Origin of the sequence: Bacteroides sp. AF39-11AC (genome assembly GCF_003474285.1) — a bacterium.
GTDB lineage: Bacteria > Bacteroidota > Bacteroidia > Bacteroidales > Bacteroidaceae > Bacteroides.
This window is the reverse complement of record NZ_QROH01000003.1, coordinates 23202-45034: the sequence shown is the minus strand read 5'-3', so window position 1 is coordinate 45034 and position 21833 is coordinate 23202. Positions and strand designations below refer to the sequence as shown.

The window sequence follows — 21833 nt, the reverse complement described above, 5'->3', positions numbered from 1 at the left end:
TTGCATAATTAAAGGCAAAGTTAGAAGAATATTCATGAAGTTTAAAATCCGACCGCTTGTTTTTGATATAAATTGCTTGATTGTCCACCTCAAATATTCATTTGTCCACCTTCCCGTGCCCGTCCGGGCGTATTTTTGCATTCAGAATTTATAATCTACTGATAGTATGAAAAACTTGTTATCTATAGCTGTTGTGCTGATGAGCAGCTTGTTTGCAGGCTGCACCTCCTCTGTATTTGCGCCTGCCGCCTCACCAAATCCGTGGACGGATGATTATTCCGCCTTGTCTTCTATGGAGAATTATCAATCGTGGGGAACTTACAATGTGCATGATCCGTCGTGCCGGAAGATAGGTGAGTATTATTATATATATTCTACAGATGCCATTTTCCGGGAGAACCGTAAGGAAGCAAAAGAAAAGGGAGTTCCTTTGGGATTTATTCAGATGAGGCGCTCCAAGGATCTGGTGAACTGGGAGTTTATGGGATGGGCATTTCCTGAAATTCCGCAGGAAGCGGTAGAGTGGGTGCGTACGCATGCCGATGGACATGGGGCGACGAATATATGGGCTCCGTATATTATCCCTTATAATAATAAGTATAGATTGTATTATTGCGTATCAGCTTTCGGGCGGAAGACATCCTATATCGGATTGGCTGAATCTGATTCTCCTGAAGGTCCCTGGACGTTGGCGGGCTGCGTTGTCAAGACGGATGATACGACGGCCATGAACGCCATTGATCCCAGTATCACTGTAGATCCTTCGAACGGGAAGTGGTGGATGCACTATGGTTCATTTTTTGGCGGCTTGTATTGCGTGGAGTTGAATCCCGCAACCGGACTTCCTTTTACAGAGGGAGATAGAGGGCACTTGACAGCCCGTCGTGCCAACTATACGAAGGATAACCTGGAAGCGCCTGAGATTATTTATAATCCTGAGTTAAAAGAATATTTCCTGTTTGTTTCCTACGATCCGTTGATGACCACCTACAATGTGCGCGTGGGACGTTCAGACAAAGCGGAAGGTCCGTTCATAGATTACTTTGGCAAAGAGTTGAAAGATACGACGAATAACTTTCCTATATTAACAGCTCCTTACCGTTTCAAGAACCATCCGGGATGGGCGGGAACTGCGCATTGTGCGGTGTTCACTTCAGATGACGGACAGTATTTTATGGCTCATCAGGGGCGCTTGTCACCACAAAACCAGATGATGGACCTCCATGTGCGACAAGTATTCTTCACTAAAGATGGCTGGCCTGTTGTATCGCCTGAACGCTACGCAGGTAGTAATCCCCAGAAGTTCTCTGCGGCGGATTTAGTGGGCGAGTGGGAAATTATCCGTGTACAGGAACCCCTGTATGAACGCCAACTGGAAGCCGGACAGATATTGTGGGGCGAGGGTGAACTGCAAGATGAAGAATGGAATATGTCCCACTTCTTATATCTGGAGAAAGATGGACAGTTAGGAGAGAATAAAGGAACCTGGGATTTTGCCAAAGAAGACCAATCCTTACAACTGGCATTGGACGGAGAAGTGGTGAAGAATCTGATTGTGTTTGCCGGGCACGACTGGGAGAACGAAACAGAAACAGTTCTCTTTACTGGTCTGGATAGTCGTGGGCGATCCGTATGGGGAAAAAGAACTAAATAATCAATTATAATTTTTATTTTGAAACCATGAAAAGATACACTGGATTATTAGCAGCGCTGACCCTTACTGCGGGTATGGTGCTTCAGGCACAAACCAATGAGTTTGTGATACAGACCAAGAAATTAGGCGCAGAGATTCAGCCTACTATGTATGGGTTGTTCTTTGAGGACATTAACTATGCCGCTGATGGCGGATTGTACGCCGAATTGGTGAAGAACCGTTCGTTTGAATTCCCTCAACATCTGATGGGATGGAAAACTTTTGGCAATGTGACTTTGCAGGATGACGGACCTTTTGAGAAGAATCCTCATTATGTTCGCTTGTCCAATCCCGGGCATCCGCATAAGCACACCGGGCTCGACAATGAAGGATTCTTTGGCATCGGTGTAAAAGCCGGAGAAGAGTATCGCTTTTCCGTGTGGGCACGTTTGCCACAAGGAGGAACAGCCGAAAAGATTCGTGTAGAGTTGGTAGATACCAAATCAATGGGCGAACATCATGCCTTCGCTACAGCAACATTGACTATTGATTCCAAAGAATGGAAAAAATATCAGGTTATCCTAAAGCCCGGCATAACAGATCCAAAGTCAACATTACGTATCTTCCTTGCTTCAGGGGGAACAGTCGATTTGGAACACGTTTCTCTTTTTCCGGTCGATACATGGAAAGGGCATGAGAATGGTTTGCGTAAAGACCTTGCGCAAGCTTTAGCAGATATTAAGCCGGGTGTGTTCCGTTTCCCCGGTGGATGTATCGTTGAAGGAACGGATTTGGCTACGCGTTATGATTGGAAGAAATCAGTAGGTCCGGTAGAGAACCGTCCTTTGAATGAAAACCGTTGGGAATATACTTTTCCACATCGTTTCTATCCCGATTATTTCCAAAGCTACGGATTGGGATTCTTTGAATTTTTCCAACTTTCGGAAGAAATAGGAGCAGAGCCGTTGCCGGTATTAAGTTGCGGTCTGGCTTGTCAGTTCCAGAATTCGGATGCAGAGGCACATGTGGCCGTTTGCGATTTGGATAGCTATGTGCAGGATGCTCTTGATCTGATAGAATTTGCCAATGGGGATGTAACCACGAAATGGGGAAAATTGCGTGCCGATATGGGACACCCTACATCGTTCAACCTGAAATTCATTGGTATAGGTAACGAGCAGTGGGGACCGGAATATCCGGAACATCTCGAACCATTTATTAAAGCTATCCGTAAAGTTTATCCCGATATCAAGATTATCGGAAGTTCGGGACCTGATTCTGAAGGAAAGCAGTTTGAATATTTGTGGCCGGAAATGAAGCGTCTGAAAGTGGATCTGGTGGATGAACATTTCTATCGTCCTGAGAACTGGTTCCTGAATCAGGGAACACGTTATGATAACTATGACCGTAAAGGTCCGAAAGTATTTGCCGGTGAATATGCTTGTCATGGTAAAGGTAAGAAGTGGAACCATTTCAATGCTGCCTTGCTTGAAGCTGCTTTTATGACAGGATTGGAACGTAATGCCGATATTGTATACATGGCTACTTATGCTCCTCTGTTTGCTCATGTGGAAGGATGGCAATGGCGTCCGGATATGATCTGGTTTGATAATCTGAACTTGGTACGTACTGTAAGCTACTATGTTCAGCAACTCTACGGACACCATAAAGGTACCAACGTACTTTCCCTTACTATGGATAAAAAGCCTGTAACTGGTACTGAGGGACAGAATGGCTTGTTTGCAAGTGCTGTTTATGATAAAAATAAAAAAGAGATTATAGTGAAAGTAGCCAATACTTCCGATAAAGCTCAGCCCTTATCATTGAAGTTTGAAGGATTGAAGAAGCAAGATGTATTGTCTGACGGTCGTTGTATAAAGCTTCGTTCAACTGATCCTAATAAAGATAATACGATTGAACAGCCATCTGCTATCCAGCCCCAGGAAACTCCGGTTTCTATCGACGGACAGGTGCTGAATGTAGAGCTCGAACCCAATACATTTGCTATCTACATTTTTAAGAAAGGATGAAATTGATGAATAAAGTTAGGTTAGATAAGGTTAGATTTTTGGTTGTTTCTTTTGTACTGGTAGCCTCACAAGGGCTATCAGCACAAAAAGATACTACTTTTGTAGCGAAAGGAAATCCGATTATAAAGTATAAATATACGGCTGATCCGGGTGCGATGGTATATGACGACAGAGTGTATATCTATGCCGGACACGATGAATGTCCTCCACCAGCTGAACATTATCTTCTGAATGAGTGGTGTGTTTTTTCTTCAACTGATATGAGGACATGGACTGAACATTCTGTACCTTTGAAAGCCAAAGATTTCTCTTGGGCAAAGGGCGAAGCATGGGCAAGTCAGGTTATCGAACGTGATGGTAAATTCTATTGGTACGTTACAGTGGAGCATAATGCCATTCCCGGAAAGTCTATCGGTGTGGCTGTTTCCGACTCTCCGTTAGGCCCTTTTGTTGATGCACGTGGCTCTGCTCTGATTACCAATGATATGACGGTAGAACGCACTAAAATCTACTGGGATGACATTGATCCGACAGTCTTTATAGACGATGACGGACAAGCTTATCTGTATTGGGGCAATACCCAGTGCTATTATGCCAGATTGAAGAAGAATATGATTGAACTGGATGGCCCGATTGTTTACGTAGATTTGCCTCGTTTTACGGAAGCTCCCTGGATACATAAGCGCGGAGACTGGTATTATCTTTCTTACGCTTCTGAGTTTCCCGAGAAGATTTGCTATGCAATGAGCCGGAGTATTACCGGACCTTGGGAATATAAAGGAATACTGAATGAAATAGCTGGTAACTCCAACACCAATCATCAGGCCATCATCGAATTTAAAGGCGACTGGTACTTTGTCTATCACAATGGCGGAATTAATCCCACAGGGGGAAGCTATAGGCGCTCTGTGTGTATTGATCGCCTGTACTATAATGAAGATGGAACCATGAAGCGTATTCAGATGACAACAGAAGGAATGCAATAGGTTTAGATATAGAATATATTGAAGGTTAGATTAGGTTAGTTAATTAGTTTATTTGAAAAAGGCTAAAAAGATAAGGGCGTCTCCCCGTAATGGGAAGACGCCCTTTTAAGATTGGGTTGTTTTTATTTTAAACTAATCTGCGAGCACCGTCACTGATGACTACATCATAAACTTTAGGGCTTCTGCCGAATTTCTCTTTGAACTTATCCTTTGCATTCTGGATGAATGTATCGTACAACTCATCTTTCACCAAGTTGATAGTACAACCACCGAATCCACCGCCCATAACGCGTGAACCTGTCACACCGCAGTCGAATGCAAGGTCGTTTAGGAAGTCGAGTTCTTCACAGCTTACTTCGTAAAGTTTGCTCATACCATGATGTGTCTCGTACATCTTCTGACCTACCGTTTCGTAATCACCTCTTTCCAAAGCATCGCAAACGTCGAGCACGCGTTGAATTTCTTCAATGACATATTCTGCACGCATGAAGTCTTCTTCGCTAATTTCAGCTTTTGACTCTTGCAGCATGTCCATGCTACAATCGCGCAGGAACTCTACATGCGGATGTTTCTTCTGAATAGCAGCAACAGCAGCTTCGCAACTTTGACGACGCTTATTGTATGCTGAAGAAGCCAATTCATGCTTAACTACAGAGTCTACCAATACCAAACGATAGCCTTTCGGATCGAACGGGAAGTATTGATACTCCAGTGAACGGCAGTCCAGACGGATAAGGCTGCCTTGCTTGCCAAATACAGAAGCAAACTGGTCCATAATACCGCAGTTTACGCCGCAATAGTTATGTTCTGTTGCCTGACCTACTTTAGCCAGTTCAAACTTGTCTATCTTGTTGTCACCGAACAGATCGTTTAATGCATACGCATATGTACTTTCCAAAGCGGCAGATGAAGACATACCTGCACCCAAAGGCACATCACCAGAGAAAGCTGTATCGAAGCCCTTTACATCAACGCCACGCTTAATCATCTCACGGCATACACCGAAGATATATCTTGCCCAGCTTGCACGAGGAGCATCTTCTTCTTTCAAACCGAACTCTACATAATCCTTCAAATCGATGGAATAAGCCTTCACTATGTCAGTGCCATTCGGTTTAATTTCAGCAATCATGCCTTTATCGATTGCTCCGGGGAATACAAAACCACCGTTATAGTCTGTATGCTCACCAATGAGGTTGATGCGTCCCGGAGAAGCGTAAACTGCTCCTGTTGTTCCGTCAAAATGCTTGATGAAACGGCTTCTTACGTGTTCTATATCCATAATCTTTTTAAATTTATAAGTGAATAAATTAATTACCTATACCTTTTTATTGCGTTAATCCTCTACTGGGATATCTTTATTAACATTTTTGCAACCTACCAGACCATAGAACAGCAGATAAGCAAGAGCTGCGATAATTAACCAGTAGCTAGCCATATAACCTACAGAGTCAGAAATGCTTTGTTGGATCAAAGGTAATACACCACCACCAACAACCATCATCATGAAGATACCGGATGCTTGTGCTGTATATTTTCCTAATCCTTCTACTGCAAGGTTGAAAATACCACCCCACATTACAGAAGTACAAAGACCGCAGAGTACGAGGAACAATGCGCTGACGGGTACTTGTGCCATCATAAAGCCTTCACCTACAGTATAACCGGGCATTGAAACTGTTACATCTTTCGGAGTGAAGATAGCGATCAATACAAAAACAATAGCAGTGGCAGATACAACGATTAACTGTGTACGGCTGGAAACTTTACCACTGATAGCACTACTTGCAGTACGTCCTACAAGCATTAACAACCAGTAGATAGCAGCAATAGCACCACCGATGGCAGCACCGTTCATCATGATTCCGGCACCCTTATCGCTTGCGTCGGCAAGATAGAAGTTTAATGTACCCGGAATACCGATTTCGATACCTACATAAATGAAAATACCAATTACACCCAGTACAGTGTGGCGGAAGCTCCATGGACTGTGAGAGAATTTTTCTTTCTTTGCTCCACTTTTCTGAAGGTGTGGTTCAGGGATAGCTACAAATGAAATGATAATAAATGCAGCTACGAATACACCCATAGCAACGAAGAGGAGAGGAGCAACATCAGACATGGCTGTCTTGGAAGTTACCGTACCGATCAAAGCACCTACAAAAAGCGGAGTCAATGTACCGGATAAAGAATTAAGGGCTCCACCTGTTTGAATCAATTGGTTACCTTTGTTGCCACCACCACCGAGAAGGTTCAACATCGGGTTCACCACTGTGTTAAGCATACAAACACAGAAACCGCAGATAAATGCACCAAGCAGATAGATAACGAAATTTAATTTGATTACATATTCACCGAATGCGAAAACTTCGGCATTTGCTCCGAATAAGCTGGAAAGGTATTGCGTGAACAGACCGAGGAAACCTACTGCCATTGCAATCAATGCTGTCTTCTTGTAACCGATCTTAACAAGCATGTTACCGGCAGGAATTCCCATAAACAGATATGCCAGGAAGTTCATCATATTTCCCATCATACCTAAAGTATTCGAACCCGCATATTCGTTCCTCCAAATCGTACCGAACGGTGCGGCAAGATTTGTAACGAAGGAAATCATCGCAAAAATAAAGAACATGGTAATGATAGCGACAAGATTACCGTTCTGTTTTTGTTGTGTCATGGTTTTTAATTAATTAAATTAGTTATAAAATTAGGTTAGTTATATTCATTCTTGTACACTGAACTTGTAAATAGTTACTTGTTGGTATTCATCGCCCGGGAGCAATACGGCCGATGGGAAATGTGGTTTGTTGGGTGTGTCGGGGAAACATTGGGCTTCAAAACAAACTGCACTGCGTGCCGGGAAAGTAGCTCCGTGAGCACCGGCAAAGCCACCCAACCAGTTTCCTGTATAAAGTTGTACTCCGTTCTCTGTGGTATATACTTCCATTGTACGTCCGCTTTCCGGTTCCGTATAAGTAGCGGCAAGACTTAATTCGCCACTCTCGGTTTTATTCAGTACATAACAATGATCATAGCCTGCACCATTTATCAACTGCTGGAATTTATCATCAATGCGTTCACCGATAGTGTGCGGTGTACGGAAATCCATAGGAGTACCTTCCACTTTCAGGACTTCTCCTGTAGGAATAGATACTTCATCAATGGGAGTGTAAAAATCAGCGTTGATAGTAATCGTGTGGTCTAGAACCGTAGGGGTGGGATTGGCAATTCCTGCCAGATTAAAGAAGCCGTGATTGGTGAGATTGACAACTGTTGCTTTGTCGGTAGTGGCCCGGTATTCGATAACCAGTGCATTGGTTTCATCTTCCAGGCGGTAGGTCATTTCTATTTCCAGATTGCCAGGGAAGCCCTCTTCACCATCTGCAGATGTATAGTTGAATACAACAGTTGTCGGATCCGGTTGGACTGCATCCCATACTCTGGCGTGGAAACCTGTGGGTCCGCCGTGCAGAGAATTAGGTCCGTTATTGATCGTCAGATTGTGCTCTTCGCCATACAGAGTGAACTTTCCTTTGGCTATACGGTTACCGTAGCGTCCGATGGTAGTGTTGAGGAAAGGTTCGGGACTATTGATTACATGATCTATACTGTCATGTCCCAGAACTACATTAGCATACTTCCCGTTCTTGTCGGGGACCATAATGGAAAGGATAGCGCATCCGTAGTTAGTTACTGCAACTTCCATTCCCTGAGCATTTTTAAGAATAAATAAATCAGTCTTTTTGTTATTTATATCTTTTTGAAAGTCTTCCTTGTTTAAACCAGACAAGTTACTTCCTGTTGACACGGTGTTTATCATATCCATGGTATAATTTAAATTTCTTGCAAATAAAAAGAAATTCTTCCGTACTCCCAAGGGTTTATCTTGAAATGTGAAGAACATTTTAGGAAAGTTTAGCGTTTAACATTTACGAGGCGAATTGATATTTTTTGTAAGTTTGTCGCGTTAATCTAAAAAAATGTAACATTTTTATTTAAAGCTCTAACAAAAACTACGAATGTATCCTTTGAAATTTGAGCCTATTCTGAAGCAAACGCTTTGGGGAGGCGACAAGATTATTGCTTTTAAGCAATTGAATGAAACGCTATCCGGAGTAGGCGAAAGCTGGGAAATCTCGGCTGTAGAAGACAATGAGTCTGTTGTTGCCAATGGCCCTGACAAAGGCCTTACGCTCCCTGAGATGGTAGGGAAATACCGTCATGAACTTGTCGGTGAAGTAAATTACTCTCGTTTTGGCACAAAGTTCCCCTTGTTAATAAAGTTCATAGATGCCAGATTGGATTTGTCTATTCAGGTACATCCGGGTGATGAACTGGCTAGAAAACGCCATAATTCTTTTGGTAAAAATGAAATGTGGTATGTGGTATCTGCGGATAAGGGGGCAAAGTTGATTTCCGGTTTCTCCGAGCAGATTACTGCGAAAGAATACAAGGAAAGAGTTTATAACGGAACTTTTGCTGAAGTGCTGCAAACGTGTGATGTGAAACCAGGGGATGTGTTCTATGTGCCTGCCGGTCGTGTGCATGGTATTGGCGCCGGTGCTTTTGTGGCTGAAATCCAGCAGACTTCGGATATCACTTATCGTATTTTCGATTACAACCGGAAAGACGCAGAAGGTAAATCTCGTGAGTTGCATACTACTCAGGCTATCGAAGCCATTAATTTTGCCGATGTGCAGGATGATTTCCGTACTGAATACGATCACTTGAAGAACGAACCGGTAGAATTGGTTGCCAGTCCTTACTTCACTACTTCCATCTATGATATGACGGAGGAAATTACGTGTGACTATTCTGAATTGGATTCATTTGTGATTTTCATTTGTGTAGAAGGTGCATGCCGCATCACAGACGACAGCCAGAATGAAATTGCTGTCCGTGCAGGTGAAACTGTGTTGCTGCCTGCAGTTGTACAAGAAGTGACAATTGTTCCGGAAGAAGGTGGCGTGAAGTTGCTTGAAACGTATCTGTAATCTTAGAATTGAATTAAAACAAAAGAACTGCACTTTATAAAGTGCAGTTCTTTTGTTTTAATATCTGTTTATCTTTTGGCAGAAAACATCCTCCTGACTTTTCTCATTAGTTTTACTCCTAACATCAATCCGTCGAAAACAGCCATGCCTGTATTAAAGGCACGCATGATAGCATTACCTTTGTCGGCAGCGGGTGCAAGCGGAGCAAATAATTCTCTTGCCGTATCCGTCATGATTTCTTTCTGTGCATGTAATTTCTTCCGTAATTCTTTTTTCCGTAGTGCAATACTTTCCAGAGTCATGGAAGAAGTATCAGGCATATTATTCATGATGGTATCATTTTTCATTATCATTATCAAAAAACAATCCCGCAATAAAATTCACCATCGGGTTGACGATGAGTTTTTTGCGGAAAGTAATTACTAATAAAACCAGCAGAAGATGGAAGCATGCGATGATGCTGAAACTTACCATGAGTCCACCTACGAGCGGATCTAAAATATAAGCCAGCGCAAACGACAAATAAAACAGTGCCACCATGCCTAAAATAATAACCACTGATAATAATATCAGGGCAGAAAGCAGGATTGAGAGTTTCTCAGTTATTTCCAGTTTAGTATATTCTTTTTGTAGGTTCAGATATTTCTTAAACTCAATGAATAGCTGCTGGAGGTTGTCAATACTTCTATCGTCTGCAAACATCATAGTGGCTCTGTTTTTTTGTAGATTTTGTTTTATTCGGCTGCTTCGCCTTTAATTTCTGCTGCAATCTCGTCTACCAGATTTTCCATTTCGCTACGGTTCAGGCGAATTCCCTTTTTACGGAGGATTTCTGCAATTTTGTGACGAGTGTCTTCTCCTTTTTCGGGAGCAAATAAAATACCGACGGCTGCGCCTACTGCTGCACCGCCCAGAAAAGCTACAAGTACATTTAATCCTTTCATAATGTTCTCCTTTCTATTTTAAAGAGGTTAATACTACAAAACTAACATTTTTCTTTGAATAGTTGTTCACGTAACTTCTTTTTTTTGAATATATTTTTTCATTTATTTTTCTTATCCGGTTTCGAAAGGGACCAACTCCGTATCAAGTCCGTACCAACTCCATAGCAAATTCGGTTCTATAGACACGGAGATGGTACGGACTTGGTATGTACTTGGTGCGGGTCTGATACGGTTCGGACCGGCTTCTGTCGCAGGGAAAAAAATATGATTAGCTTAATTTAACTATAAGAGTAACGTTCGGATTGATTGTTCCGCGTACATTTGTCCTATTATTCGGAATATTGGCTACATGAAGATACGAAAGAGAAAGATATTTCTGATTATCGGGTTGGTAATGCTTGTACTGGCAGCTTGTAGTAATGTTGACGGCGATTTAGATAATAAGTGGCAGTTAAGGCAGTATCAATATGCCGATGGCTCCATAGAACGGCAAGATAGCATCTTCTATAATTTTCAGAAAGGCAGTTTTTCTGCCATTTGTTTATTGAAAAATGGCAGGTATCAAACGTTTTTTGGGAATTATTCTTTGAAAGGAGATAAAATTTCTATTATTTTGCTGCCTGAAAGTGTAGAGTACGAAAATTATGCACTCTATATGGGATGGGAAAATGGAAAACGAACCTTCACAATAGAGGAACTCAATTCCTCATCCCTCCGTTTGGAGTATGAAGGAGTACGATCTATATTCCGTAAATATTGAGTATAGTTAGGATATTGATATAGAATTTATTAACAAAAATGATATGATTATGAAAAAATTAGCCATTTTAGGAATGGGATTGTGTATTGTATTGGCATTCTCTTCTTGTAAATCAAGTGAAAGCGCTTATAAAAAAGCATATGAAAAGGCAAAGCAACAGGAACTGGCAGAACCCCAGACTACTGCACCAGTAGAAGTAGCTCCGACAGTTACTGCTCCGGTAGAAGCAAGAGTGGTGGAAAGCACTCCGGTTGCAACTGCAGGTGTACGTCAGGAAAAAGTAGAAGTAGTATCCGGCGTAGGTGGTTTGAAAGATTACAGTGTGGTTTGTGGTAGTTTTGGTGTGAAAGCTAATGCTGAAAACCTGAAAAACTTCTTGGATAAGGAAGGTTACAATGCTGTTGTTGCTTTTAATTCAGATGCAGCTATGTACCGTGTAATTGTTAGTACTTTTAATGATAGAGCTTCTGCTGCCGATGCACGTGATGCTTTCAAGGCTAAATACTCAAATCGTAAGGATTTCCAAAGTTCTTGGTTATTGTATCGCCTTAAATAATTTGAATTCTTTTTGGTAATTAATAGAAAGGGAAACTCCTCTTTCAAAAATAGGGCAGTAGCTGTGAAGTTACTGCCTTTTTGTATCCGGTTTATGAAGTAAAATAGAGAAGTCTCGACCTGATGAAAGATTCAATCAGGGTCGAGACTTCTTTTTGAGGGATTGTGTCAGTTAACTTTTATAAGGTCTGATTATTTAAGCCGGATGTAGAAAGCCTGGGTTCTTCCGGCATATATATCGCTATTACTGAAGTCGCAATTGATAGTTCCTGATCGTTTGGGAGTATCTATTTTTACGGTTATGTCGGTCTGTGTCTGCGCAGGATCAGCAATATGAAGTTTTATTTTATCTTTATCAATCTTTTTGATGATTAGAGCACAGCCTTTGTCTACCTTTACTGTCATGTCTTTGTGGGTAAACTCTCCTGCATTATAAAAAATCATCTGCCAGATGTCTGTTTTTTTATTTCTGACTGCCTGCACATTTTCTGTATTAGCCAGAATTTCAATATTATTTTTTTGCAGGTACCCCCTCATGTTTTCAGCAGTCTGGATACCAGGTACAACGATATAAGCATAAGTGGCCTGTTCTGGTGTAATACCATGATTAACTCCAAGTGTGAATACTTTTTTTCGGACGATATCTTTGGAAGTGGTATGGTTGATATTGTACCAGTTCCCTTCTTGTTGTTGATTGGATACAAAGACTTGTTGTCCTTTTGGCAATATGTATCCTATCTTGTTGTGTAGAATCCATTCGGGGGAGGTGTAGTCGGAAGTACCTTCTTGGATATCAGAGAGTTTTCCTTTCTGACAGATTATAGGATTCTCTGTAGAAGACAGGCATTGATTGATAGTTGTAAATACGGGATGTGGTGATGTGGAATGTATCCCCGCACCCAGGCATACGATTTCATTGTCGAAAAAGAACCATGCTTTGTGTGCGCTTGTATTGATTTCAGCATAGGAATCTGTGTATGAATAAACAGATGCTCCGTATAAACTGTCGGATACACCTCCGGCAAAAGTCGAAGTTCCCGGAGTTTGCCAGTCACTGGCTGCCATGGGAATTTCATCAAGTTGCGGAGCCGTTGTACCGGGAATACGTGTCCAGTTCCAGACAGGAAAGATTTCGGCATATTCATCTCCGTCGACTACAATGTTGGTACATCCGTCGGACATAAAGTAAGTCTTCAGGTTTTCTCCATTTCCATATTCGCAACGTGCAGTGCGGGTAGATGCCATGCGAACATCGAAAGCGTATGTGGGACGTATATGGAGAGTATAATCTCCCCTGAAGTAGTGAGTATGCTTAGACGTGAGTGCATAGTGGGCTGGTTGCTTGCCATCCAGACGGGCGATAATATCCTTAAATTCATTGGCATGATCCGGATCTAATTCAATCATACGTTTGGCGAATAAAGCTGTATGTATCTTCTTTGTGACGCCGGGACGGCTTACACCTCTCCCGAGTACATCGAATAGCATATATTGCCCCCGTATAGTAGCATAATAGGTCTCGCGCATGAATTTGCTGAGCAATGCTAATTTGTCTTGAGGAATTGCATACTGAGTACCTTTGGTATACATCGCTATTTGGGTAACCCCCTTCAGGATTTCATCTCCATATCCGCCAATATAAAGTTGTCTGCCATGTTGAAAATAGCTGTTGTCGTGTTGAAATCCTTCTTTTGTAGTATATACGATAGGATTGTAAACATTCTCAAGTGCCACTTTCAGGTCTGTTTCATTTTTGGAAAGACATGCGCGATATATCCAGTGCAAGGCAATGTCCGTACGATTGGCGCCAGTCCACTTGGCAGGATCGCCTCCGTCAGTTTTGATTCTTTCCAATATTTTGTTTTCCAACTCCGTATTCAGGTGTTTTTCACCTATACGCATTTGTATGAGTAATACTCCCAAACGTTGAGGTTCTGCTATTTGGTTATACCACCAGTTATGACACCAGGGATTACGTTCATGCCAGTATTCCAAGCCTTTCTCTATTTTAGTGAAGAGGCTTTCATCCTTGTAATATTTATTTTTAGGATTTGTATAAGCAAAGGCAAAATCGTACAGGCGGTCGACGTGTTCCAGAGGAGGCCACTTTGTACGCTGAATACTGCCATAATCTACATCTGTGAATGAGCCGTCAGTTTCGTTGTATTTCTTTAAGGATTCATCAATAGAGGGATTTTTAGCAAAGTCGAGCCTGATTTTCTGCATCAGTACTTCAAATTCATCCTCGTTGCCCGGAAGATTGCTATTTGTGGCTACGCTTGCTTTTACCGATATAATACTGCTTATAAAAAGCAAAATTATAAGGTGGATTTTATTTTTCATATTGTTTTTCAAGTTACTATTTTTATGTTATGATTATTCTTTATTTTACTTGGCCATTTTGTAGATTTGGTTGCCTGCTAACAGAAATGCGCCTACACCATAAACTTCGGTCATTTCGCGGGTCACTTTCTTTGGATCGGCGCCGATGGGCTGTACATAGCCCAGCTTTCCATCCTTTTCTACAGCTTTTACCAGGGCTTTCCATCCTTTTTCTATGGCAGGCATAAAGGTTGCTTTATCTAATAATCCTTCATTTACACCATAAGCTAAGGCATATACGATGAAGCCGGTGGCACTTGTTTCGGGTGAAGGATATGAGTCCGGGTCCAGTAAACTGGCGTGCCAATATCCGTCTTTTCCTTGTAACTGGATGATACGGTCGGACAAGGTAATGAATAAATCCTGATAGAACTGGCGGTGCATATTATTTCGAGGCAAAGTCTGCAAGATTTCGCAAAGCCCTCCCAGTACCCAACCGTTTCCACGACCCCAGAATACTTTTGTGCCGTTAGCTTCTTTTTGATTGAAATAACGGTGGTCTCTGTAGAATAATTTTTCTTCTTTATCAAACAAATAGTCGTAGGTAGCTTTATATTCCCGGTTCATGAATTCGATGTACTTCCAATCATCGGTCAGCATATACATTTTAGCATAGACAGGAGGTGCCATGAATAAAGCATCGCACCATGACCAACGTTCCAGGCTTGCCATATTCCTGTAGTCCAGTTCCAGTGTACTGGCTGACGGATGATTGATCACAAATTCTGTACGTGCCAGTGTAGGAAGCCACATATTCCGGTCGTGATATTTCTGGTACATGTCCAGGAATACCTGTCCCACAGCTATATGATCTGCATGATACATGTATTTTCCTACCTGCCAGGCGTTACGGCGGCCTATTTTCATCAACCATTCATAATAAGAACTGTCTCCGTCTTCTTTTTCGGTTAACTCGGCCCAATCTATCATGCCCATGTACAATGCGGCATGTGTCCAGTTCAGATCATCATGTTCATTCCCCTTTGCCGGATTGGCTATTTGCCAATCAGCAACACTTTTCATGATAGATTTTATATCGGTTTTGTTGAAACTGTTTTGTCCATATGAGTAAATCGCTACTATAGACAAAATGGAATAAATAATTAAACGCTTCATATTTCTTTTTTTAAGTAAGTGCTTCATAGTATTTATTAGTAGATGTTTTAGAGGATTTTATTTCCAGTTTTATGACGAAAGGTTCTTGGAAATCCTGTTTAGGTACTCTCACATTATATTCATTGCGGGCAGTTTCTGTAACTTTCATTTTTTCTCCGTTCAGTAATATGGCATTGATAATTTGGGTCTCTTTCGGGACTTTCACCGTAAGTTGCTTGGAATAAGGACGATTGAATACTATCATATAAACGCTATTCTTTTTATGTGTATAATATCCCCAGGCCTGTTTTTCCCAACCTGCATAATCACAGGCATATATGCATTCCCCATTTTTCTGCATCCATTTGCCTATGGCTTTTGCAATCTCTTTTTCCTCGGTACGAAAATCTCCGTCAGCTTGTGGACCGAAATTTACTACCATATTTCCACCCATGGATACAGCATGGACGATTCTTTCCAACACTTCGACCGGATTCTTTACATAGCTCAAAGACCAGTCCTTGTGATAACCCCATTGGTTTTCAGGAAGGGTCATACACGCTTCCCAGTCCCATTTGGTCACTTGCAGGTCCTTTACAGGATCGGGGAGGCGACGTTCATAGGCTGATTCGTAATCTCCCATAAGATGTCCGTTGCTGTCAAAGTGCCTTTTGCCGTAATCATCGGCACGTAGTCGGCTGTTGACTGTAACGCCAGGAATGAGTTCTTTCAACATACGTTCTGCATGTGCGGTCCACCAACCGTTCTTCTTGATACTTTCATCCCAGGTTCCGTCGAACCAGAAATCTTTGACAGTGGGATAGCGGGTGGCGAGTTCTTTTAGCTGATTGTCGGTGAATGCCAGAAAGCGTTGAAAGGCGATCTCGTCTTCTTGGTTTTTGATACTGTAGCGCCAGTCCGGGTGACTCCAGTCCATAACAGAAAAGTAGAAATGTACATCGATACCCGCTTCGTTGTAGGCTTTTACTAATTCTCCCAGAATATCCTTTTTGTATGGGGTATTAGCCACGGTGTATTCTGTAAACTTACTTGGCCACAGACAGAAACCTTCGTGGTGTTTAGTCGTAATTTTGACGTATTTCACTCCCATGTCTTTGGCCATTTTAGCCCACTTCTTTGCATCGAAGTTCTGTGGATTCCATTGTTTCATAAGTTGTAGCCATTCTTCAGCGGGGACTTTTGCCCATGACTTGAGCCATTCGGCAGCCCCGTTATATACCTGACCGTTCCATTCTCCTCCGGGAATGGCGTACAATCCCCAATGAATAAATGCTCCCAGCCGGTTTTCACGGAACTTTTGCATGGCTGTGTCATATCGCTTTCCTAAACGGTCTGCACCGTACTGCAGTTCTATCTCCTGTTCGGCAGGCAAGAGTTTTTGTGCCTGCATCGGGAATGAAAACAGAGACAGGATAGTAAAAGCGATTAAATGTAGTTTTTTCATAATACTGTTAATGATAAATGATTGAAGTGTTAGAAAATGATTTCATATATTTCTCCTTTTCGGGTATTGAATTCAAAGATATCATTACCGGAAAGTTTGATTTTGATTGTTTTTTTATACTTGTCGGTCGCTTGTGCACTTGCTGCTTTGCAGTATTTTATCCGGCAAAGTTCTCCTTTATTAGATAGAATCCTGAATCCTCCCTTACCATAGGCACTCTTGTTACCCATCATTTTCTCTGCTAATTGGATACGCTCTACATCAGTTCGTCCGAAGATGCAGACTCCCATAGCACCATTTCCAATGGGAAGTGACCATTTCTTCCAATCTTCATCATAAGGAAATCCTCTTGCTGCGATTTGGCTAAAGTTTCCCCCACGGTTGTATGCTGGGCGATTGTACCATAATGTGTATTCTTTATTTGACTCAGCACCTTGTATGCTTAACGTTGATAAAAACAATAGTATTGATAAGAAAATTCCTTTCATGGCTTTCTGTATTTTGATTTTAGGATTAGTGCAAAGGTATAGAAAATTTCAAAGTAGCTCTCTTTGATACATTTCATTTTTAGATGATTACACAATTTGTGCTACAAAAATGGACGTTATTGGCATAGCTTGAAACTATTAAAACCGAGAAAACTATAATTTTAATAGTTTATTTGCCTTATTTGAATTATTTCTATAGTTTTGCTTTTAAGAAATTAATAATTTATATGAAAAGAACCAAATACTATGTAACACCTGTCTTATTGTTATTTTGCATTAACTTGTATGGACAGTATTTCAAGAAACTGGATATGAAAGATGGACTTTCAAATCTTTCAGTTCTGGCTATCTACCAGGATACGTTGGGGCGTATGTGGTTTGGGACAAATGAGGGGGTTAATATCTATGATGGCGAACGGCTCTCTACATATAAATCTTATGAAATCATAGATAATCAACTTCGGAAGAAGAAATTCATTAATGGAGTAGTCGATCAAATTGTAGGTGACTTTTATGGTGATGTTTTTTTGAAGACAGATGGAGCGCTAATTAAATATGATATTAGAAAAGAACGTTTTAAAGAAATATATCCTACAGGCATAAGTTCCATTGTTGCTTTTGATAATGAGGTCTGGTGTGCTGCCAGTGATTCCTTGTTTAGATATAATGCTGAGGCTGACTCCTTGTCTTTTTATCAGAAATTAAATACTCCAACAATTTGGTGTATGGCTAAAAGTGGGGATAAAATATGGATTGGAACAGCCAAAGGTTTATATGTATTGGAAGGAGAAATCGTAAAGTGCCTGTTACCGGAAATCGAGATTTTTAAATTATTTGTAAGTAGCAGAAATGAATTGTGGATTGCTTCCCGCATGAGAGGGCTATATAAGATAGGGCGTGATGGAATTCTTAAAAAAGAAATATCTGCTTCCGATCGTGTAGTAAGTGAACAGATACGTAGTTTTGTGGAGGATGACCAAAATAATGTCTGGTTCGGTACTTTTGATGGATTACAGATGTATAGACCCAGTGCAGATACTTATTGTGTATATCGTCCGAACTTTCATCCGGGTTCGTTATCGCATGAATCTGTATTTTCTCTTTATAAGGACAGGCAAGGTACTATCTGGGTTGGCACTTATTATGGAGGTGTGAATTATTTCAATCTGAAAAAGGATTTATTTAAGTATTATGTCTATGCCGAGGCAAACAATAATTGTTTGAATTATCCGATTATAGGGCAAATAATAGAAGATAAGAGGCGTGACCTTTGGATATGTACGGATGGAGGAGGTGTAAATCGGTTCAACCGGAAAACGAATACTTTTACCTATTATACTACTGAGAGTGGTAAGAATTCAATTTTGCATGATAATGTGAAGACTATTACTTATGATGAAAGCCGTGACCAAATATATATAGGCACATATACGGGAGGACTTAGCCTTTATGATAGAGCAACTAATCATTTTCATAATTATTTGGATGACTATAAACGTACCGGACAAGGTCCTGACCACATTATTTATTATTCACTATTTAAAGATGGCTGGTTGTATGTGACAGCCCGGAATGGCTTCTGGCGTATGCATCCGGATAAAGGGGAATTCCAACTAATCAGCAATAAAGATTTTTTTCAGACATTTGAAATTGATTCCCAGGGATATGTTTGGCTGGCTGCCGATTTAGACCTGTATAAATTATCTTTAAATGATTGGGGCAAGATCGAATCTGTGCACTTTGACACATTAGAAAATCGTAAGGTCCGGATTACTAAGATAATGGAAGCTACGGATGGAACTGTTTACGTTTCGACCATAGGCAATGGAGTATTTTCATATAACTATGATACAGGGAAGTGGGAACATTACACAGCTGAACAAAATAGCTTGCTAAGTAATTTTTGTTATAATCTGGCCGAATCTCCTCTAAATAATATACTGATAACCAATGATAAAGGGATTTCTATTTATTCGCCTTTTAACCATTCTATTTATTCGGTTGAGTTAGGGGCTATAAAAGGTATGATTTCTGCAGTTGCAGATGGAGGTGGAATTTGTGTAGCGGATGACGACATGGTTTATATCGGTGGGGTAGATGGTGTGATCTCGTTTCGTGAGAAAGATTTATATATGAATGATGAGAGTGACACTTCTGAACTTTATTTTGTGAGTCTTTTTGTCAATAATGTCAAGGTGTGTCCGGGAGATACCCAACATGTATTGGAGGAATCATTGCCATTTATACAGCATATCGATTTGTCGTCCTGGCAGAATAATCTGATGGTGGACTTTTCCAGTTCTAACTATATCGAATTGGAAAAGAGTATCTGGTATCAGTATAAATTAGAAGGTTTTGATAAGGATTGGATATCAACAAACCAATTGCGACTGATTTATACGAATCTTGCTCCGGGGAATTACGTATTGAAAGTACGTGAGGCAAAAAATAGATTGGGTGAGGATATGGGAGAGGAAATAGCACTTAACATTGTGATACATTATCCCTGGTATCGTAGTTTTTGGGCTTATCTGGTATATTTCCTGATAGTAGCAGGAATTATATATGTTTTCCTGAGGGTACGAAATGCCCGTAAGGCACTGGCTCTTTCATTAGCCAAAGAAAAGGATGAAAAGGAACGAATAGAAGAAGTGAATAAAATGAAACTTCGTTTCTTTACTAATATATCCCATGAATTCCGTACTCCGTTAACTTTGATCGTTGGGCAGATAGAGATGTTGTTGCAATCAGAAAAGCTTTCACTTTCTGTTTATCGCAGATTACATAGTATTCATAAGAATGCAATGAATCTACGTTTTTTGATTACAGAACTATTGGATTTCAGAAAACAGGAGCAGGGATTCATGAAATTGAAGGTAGAGTGTGTTGATATAGTGCCATTTCTGGAAGATGTTTACCGTTCATTTTGGGAACTTGCCCGGAAAAGAAATATAGTATATACGTTTGAACATCCCAATGAGAAGATGGAAGTCTGGTTTGATCCTGTGCAGATGCAGAAAGCAGTGTTTAATCTGTTATCGAATGCTTTTAAATATACATCTGATGGGAAAAGTGTTAAGGTATCAGTCAGGAAGCAGCAGCAGATAATGGAAATAACTGTATCAGATACCGGATGTGGAATCCCCCAGGATGATTTATCCAGAATTTTTGAACGTTTTTATCAAGGGAATGAAAAGCAACAGAGGGGGATTGTTGGAAGTGGCATCGGGCTGGCTCTTACTAAAGGAATAATTGAGGCTCACAGAGGTGATATTACCGTAGAAAGTGTATTGGAAGAAGGAAGTAGCTTTAAAATACAACTGCTTCTGGGCAACAACCATTTTACTAAGGAAGAGTTGGAACATGAGAAAGTAACGGTACCTGCATTGGATTGGGAAGCTATTGTCTACGATGAGGTGGAACCATTACCGGAAGAAGAGTCTGAAGAGAGTGAGATGAATGCAGGGCAGGAGAAAGAAGAATCCGGAAAACCTCGTGTATTGTTGGTAGAAGATGATGAAGGAGTATTGGATATGTTGGAAGGTATTTTTTCATCAAGCTATATTGTATATAAAGCGTCAAACGGACAAATGGGTTTTGAACTGGCTCAACAGTTGCAGCCGGAGCTGGTAGTGAGTGACGTTATGATGCCGGTGATGTCTGGCAAGGAAATGTGCTATAAAATTAAGAATTCTCTGGAATTGGCATATATCCCTGTTGTATTGCTTACAGCACAATCTTCAATAGATTATACAATAGAAGGATATATGTTTGGAGCAGATGATTATATCACAAAACCCTTTAATGTGAAATTACTCTTGGCACGTTGCAATAATCTGCTAAGAAACAGGCGATTGTTGCTGAAAAAGTTGAGTAGGACAGAAGCTATGATCCCCCAGGAGGCTGGTGGCTTTACGGCTGCAGATCAGAAACTGCTGGATACGGCATCAGAAGTCATAAAACGTAATTTTGACAATCCGGACTTTGATATGAATATGCTGGCTTCCGAATTGAATATGGGGCGGAGCAAAATGTTCCTTCGCCTGAAAGAAGTTATGGGGTTAACTCCGAATGAGTTTACAATGAAGCTGAAATTGGAAGAAGCTTTAAGGTTGCTGCAGGAAGAACCACAATATAATATTTCAGAAATCTCGTATCGGTTGGGTTTTACTTCTCCACGTTATTTCAGCCGCTGTTTCAAATCTTTTTATGGAGTTGCTCCTTTGTCTTATAGAAAAGATTCTCCTCGGGAGGATTCTCAGGCAGAAGAGGATCTTCAGGAATAAAACTTCTCCGACAAAGAATGCTGTTAGTCTTGTCCGATTGAGAGCATTCTTGTCTTTTGGTGAATTATTCATCATGTACAAACTACTATTTTAATTCGTACCGGTCTTTTAAGAATCCTCGGTTAGGTTGCTATGGGTGAAATCTGTCCGAAATGGGGCACATTTTGTCTGCAAAACAATTTGTGCCACTCTATATGACTCAATGGTCAGGT

17 protein-coding genes are annotated in these 21833 nt (G+C 41.0%); 7 read left to right on the top strand and 10 right to left on the bottom strand.

The features are described 5' to 3' along the window. Positions 1 to 199: 199 nt before the first annotated feature. From DW036_RS05925 to DW036_RS05915, 3 genes are read left to right on the top strand one after another with little or no spacing between them, the layout of a single operon-like run. The gene (locus DW036_RS05925; protein ID WP_369906165.1) at positions 200 to 1654 is read left to right on the top strand and encodes an arabinan endo-1,5-alpha-L-arabinosidase; all 1455 of its coding nucleotides are present in this window, start codon (positions 200 to 202) and stop codon (positions 1652 to 1654) included. Between the two features lie 26 nt (positions 1655 to 1680). Continuing rightward, positions 1681 to 3663, top strand: a complete 1983-nt coding sequence (locus DW036_RS05920) for an alpha-L-arabinofuranosidase C-terminal domain-containing protein (protein WP_118462110.1) — start codon at positions 1681 to 1683, stop codon at positions 3661 to 3663. A gap of 5 nt (positions 3664 to 3668) precedes the next feature. Beyond that, positions 3669 to 4649 (top strand): glycoside hydrolase family 43 protein, encoded by a 981-nt coding sequence (locus DW036_RS05915; protein ID WP_118463097.1) that lies wholly within the window; start codon positions 3669 to 3671, stop codon positions 4647 to 4649. Positions 4650 to 4776: 127 nt separating this feature from the next. Here the strand turns inward: DW036_RS05915 and galK are convergent, their stop codons facing one another. Genes galK through DW036_RS05900 form a run of 3 tightly spaced genes read right to left on the bottom strand, consistent with a single transcriptional unit; the run spans position 4777 to position 8472 of the window. Next, entirely contained in the window at positions 4777 to 5931 is a 1155-nt protein-coding gene (gene galK / locus DW036_RS05910) for a galactokinase (protein WP_118462108.1), read from the bottom strand. Positions 5932 to 5985: 54 nt separating this feature from the next. Then, the gene (locus DW036_RS05905) at positions 5986 to 7329 is read right to left on the bottom strand and encodes an MFS transporter (RefSeq protein ID WP_118462106.1); all 1344 of its coding nucleotides are present in this window, start codon (positions 7327 to 7329) and stop codon (positions 5986 to 5988) included. A gap of 45 nt (positions 7330 to 7374) precedes the next feature. Next, the gene (locus tag DW036_RS05900) at positions 7375 to 8472 is read right to left on the bottom strand and encodes an aldose epimerase family protein (protein ID WP_118463093.1); all 1098 of its coding nucleotides are present in this window, start codon (positions 8470 to 8472) and stop codon (positions 7375 to 7377) included. A gap of 199 nt (positions 8473 to 8671) precedes the next feature. Between DW036_RS05900 and DW036_RS05895 the strand changes: the two genes are divergently transcribed. Next, on the top strand, positions 8672 to 9646 hold the full coding sequence (locus tag DW036_RS05895; protein WP_118462104.1) for a type I phosphomannose isomerase catalytic subunit: 975 nt from the start codon (positions 8672 to 8674) through the stop codon (positions 9644 to 9646). 68 nt (positions 9647 to 9714) lie between these two features. Here DW036_RS05895 and DW036_RS05890 read toward each other — a convergent pair whose 3' ends face one another. The 3 genes from DW036_RS05890 to DW036_RS05880 are packed head-to-tail and all read right to left on the bottom strand — an operon-like array spanning position 9715 to position 10590. Then, on the bottom strand, positions 9715 to 9999 hold the full coding sequence (locus DW036_RS05890; RefSeq protein WP_233560325.1) for a hypothetical protein: 285 nt from the start codon (positions 9997 to 9999) through the stop codon (positions 9715 to 9717). Continuing rightward, positions 9983 to 10348: a phage holin family protein gene (locus tag DW036_RS05885; RefSeq protein ID WP_118220601.1), complete on the bottom strand. Its 366-nt coding sequence runs from the start codon at positions 10346 to 10348 to the stop codon at positions 9983 to 9985. The genes DW036_RS05890 and DW036_RS05885 overlap by 17 nt, the downstream gene beginning before the upstream one ends. A gap of 32 nt (positions 10349 to 10380) precedes the next feature. Next, positions 10381 to 10590, bottom strand: a complete 210-nt coding sequence (locus tag DW036_RS05880) for a YtxH domain-containing protein (protein ID WP_022392514.1) — start codon at positions 10588 to 10590, stop codon at positions 10381 to 10383. A gap of 349 nt (positions 10591 to 10939) precedes the next feature. Here DW036_RS05880 and DW036_RS05875 point away from each other — a divergent pair, with 349 nt between their 5' ends. Next, a complete protein-coding gene (locus DW036_RS05875; RefSeq protein WP_118462102.1) occupies positions 10940 to 11350 on the top strand; it encodes a lipocalin-like domain-containing protein in 411 nt (136 codons plus the stop codon). 49 nt (positions 11351 to 11399) lie between these two features. Beyond that, complete coding sequence (locus tag DW036_RS05870) at positions 11400 to 11906, top strand: SPOR domain-containing protein (protein WP_118463087.1); 507 nt, start codon at positions 11400 to 11402, stop codon at positions 11904 to 11906. Positions 11907 to 12097: 191 nt separating this feature from the next. Here DW036_RS05870 and DW036_RS05865 read toward each other — a convergent pair whose 3' ends face one another. Genes DW036_RS05865 through DW036_RS25920 form a run of 4 tightly spaced genes read right to left on the bottom strand, consistent with a single transcriptional unit; the run spans position 12098 to position 17335 of the window. Further along, the gene (locus tag DW036_RS05865) at positions 12098 to 14248 is read right to left on the bottom strand and encodes a polysaccharide lyase 8 family protein (RefSeq protein ID WP_118462100.1); all 2151 of its coding nucleotides are present in this window, start codon (positions 14246 to 14248) and stop codon (positions 12098 to 12100) included. A gap of 45 nt (positions 14249 to 14293) precedes the next feature. Beyond that, positions 14294 to 15403 (bottom strand): glycoside hydrolase family 105 protein, encoded by a 1110-nt coding sequence (locus DW036_RS05860; protein ID WP_118463084.1) that lies wholly within the window; start codon positions 15401 to 15403, stop codon positions 14294 to 14296. Between the two features lie 10 nt (positions 15404 to 15413). Beyond that, entirely contained in the window at positions 15414 to 16847 is a 1434-nt protein-coding gene (locus DW036_RS05855) for an alpha-L-fucosidase (RefSeq protein WP_118462098.1), read from the bottom strand. 29 nt (positions 16848 to 16876) lie between these two features. Next, positions 16877 to 17335 carry a glycoside hydrolase N-terminal domain-containing protein gene (locus tag DW036_RS25920; protein WP_229096650.1) on the bottom strand — a complete coding sequence of 153 codons (459 nt, stop codon included), beginning with the start codon at positions 17333 to 17335 and terminating at the stop codon, positions 16877 to 16879. 227 nt (positions 17336 to 17562) lie between these two features. Here DW036_RS25920 and DW036_RS05845 point away from each other — a divergent pair, with 227 nt between their 5' ends. Continuing rightward, positions 17563 to 21621, top strand: coding sequence for a hybrid sensor histidine kinase/response regulator transcription factor (locus DW036_RS05845; protein ID WP_118463081.1), 4059 nt, complete (start codon positions 17563 to 17565; stop codon positions 21619 to 21621). Positions 21622 to 21833 lie beyond the last annotated feature (212 nt).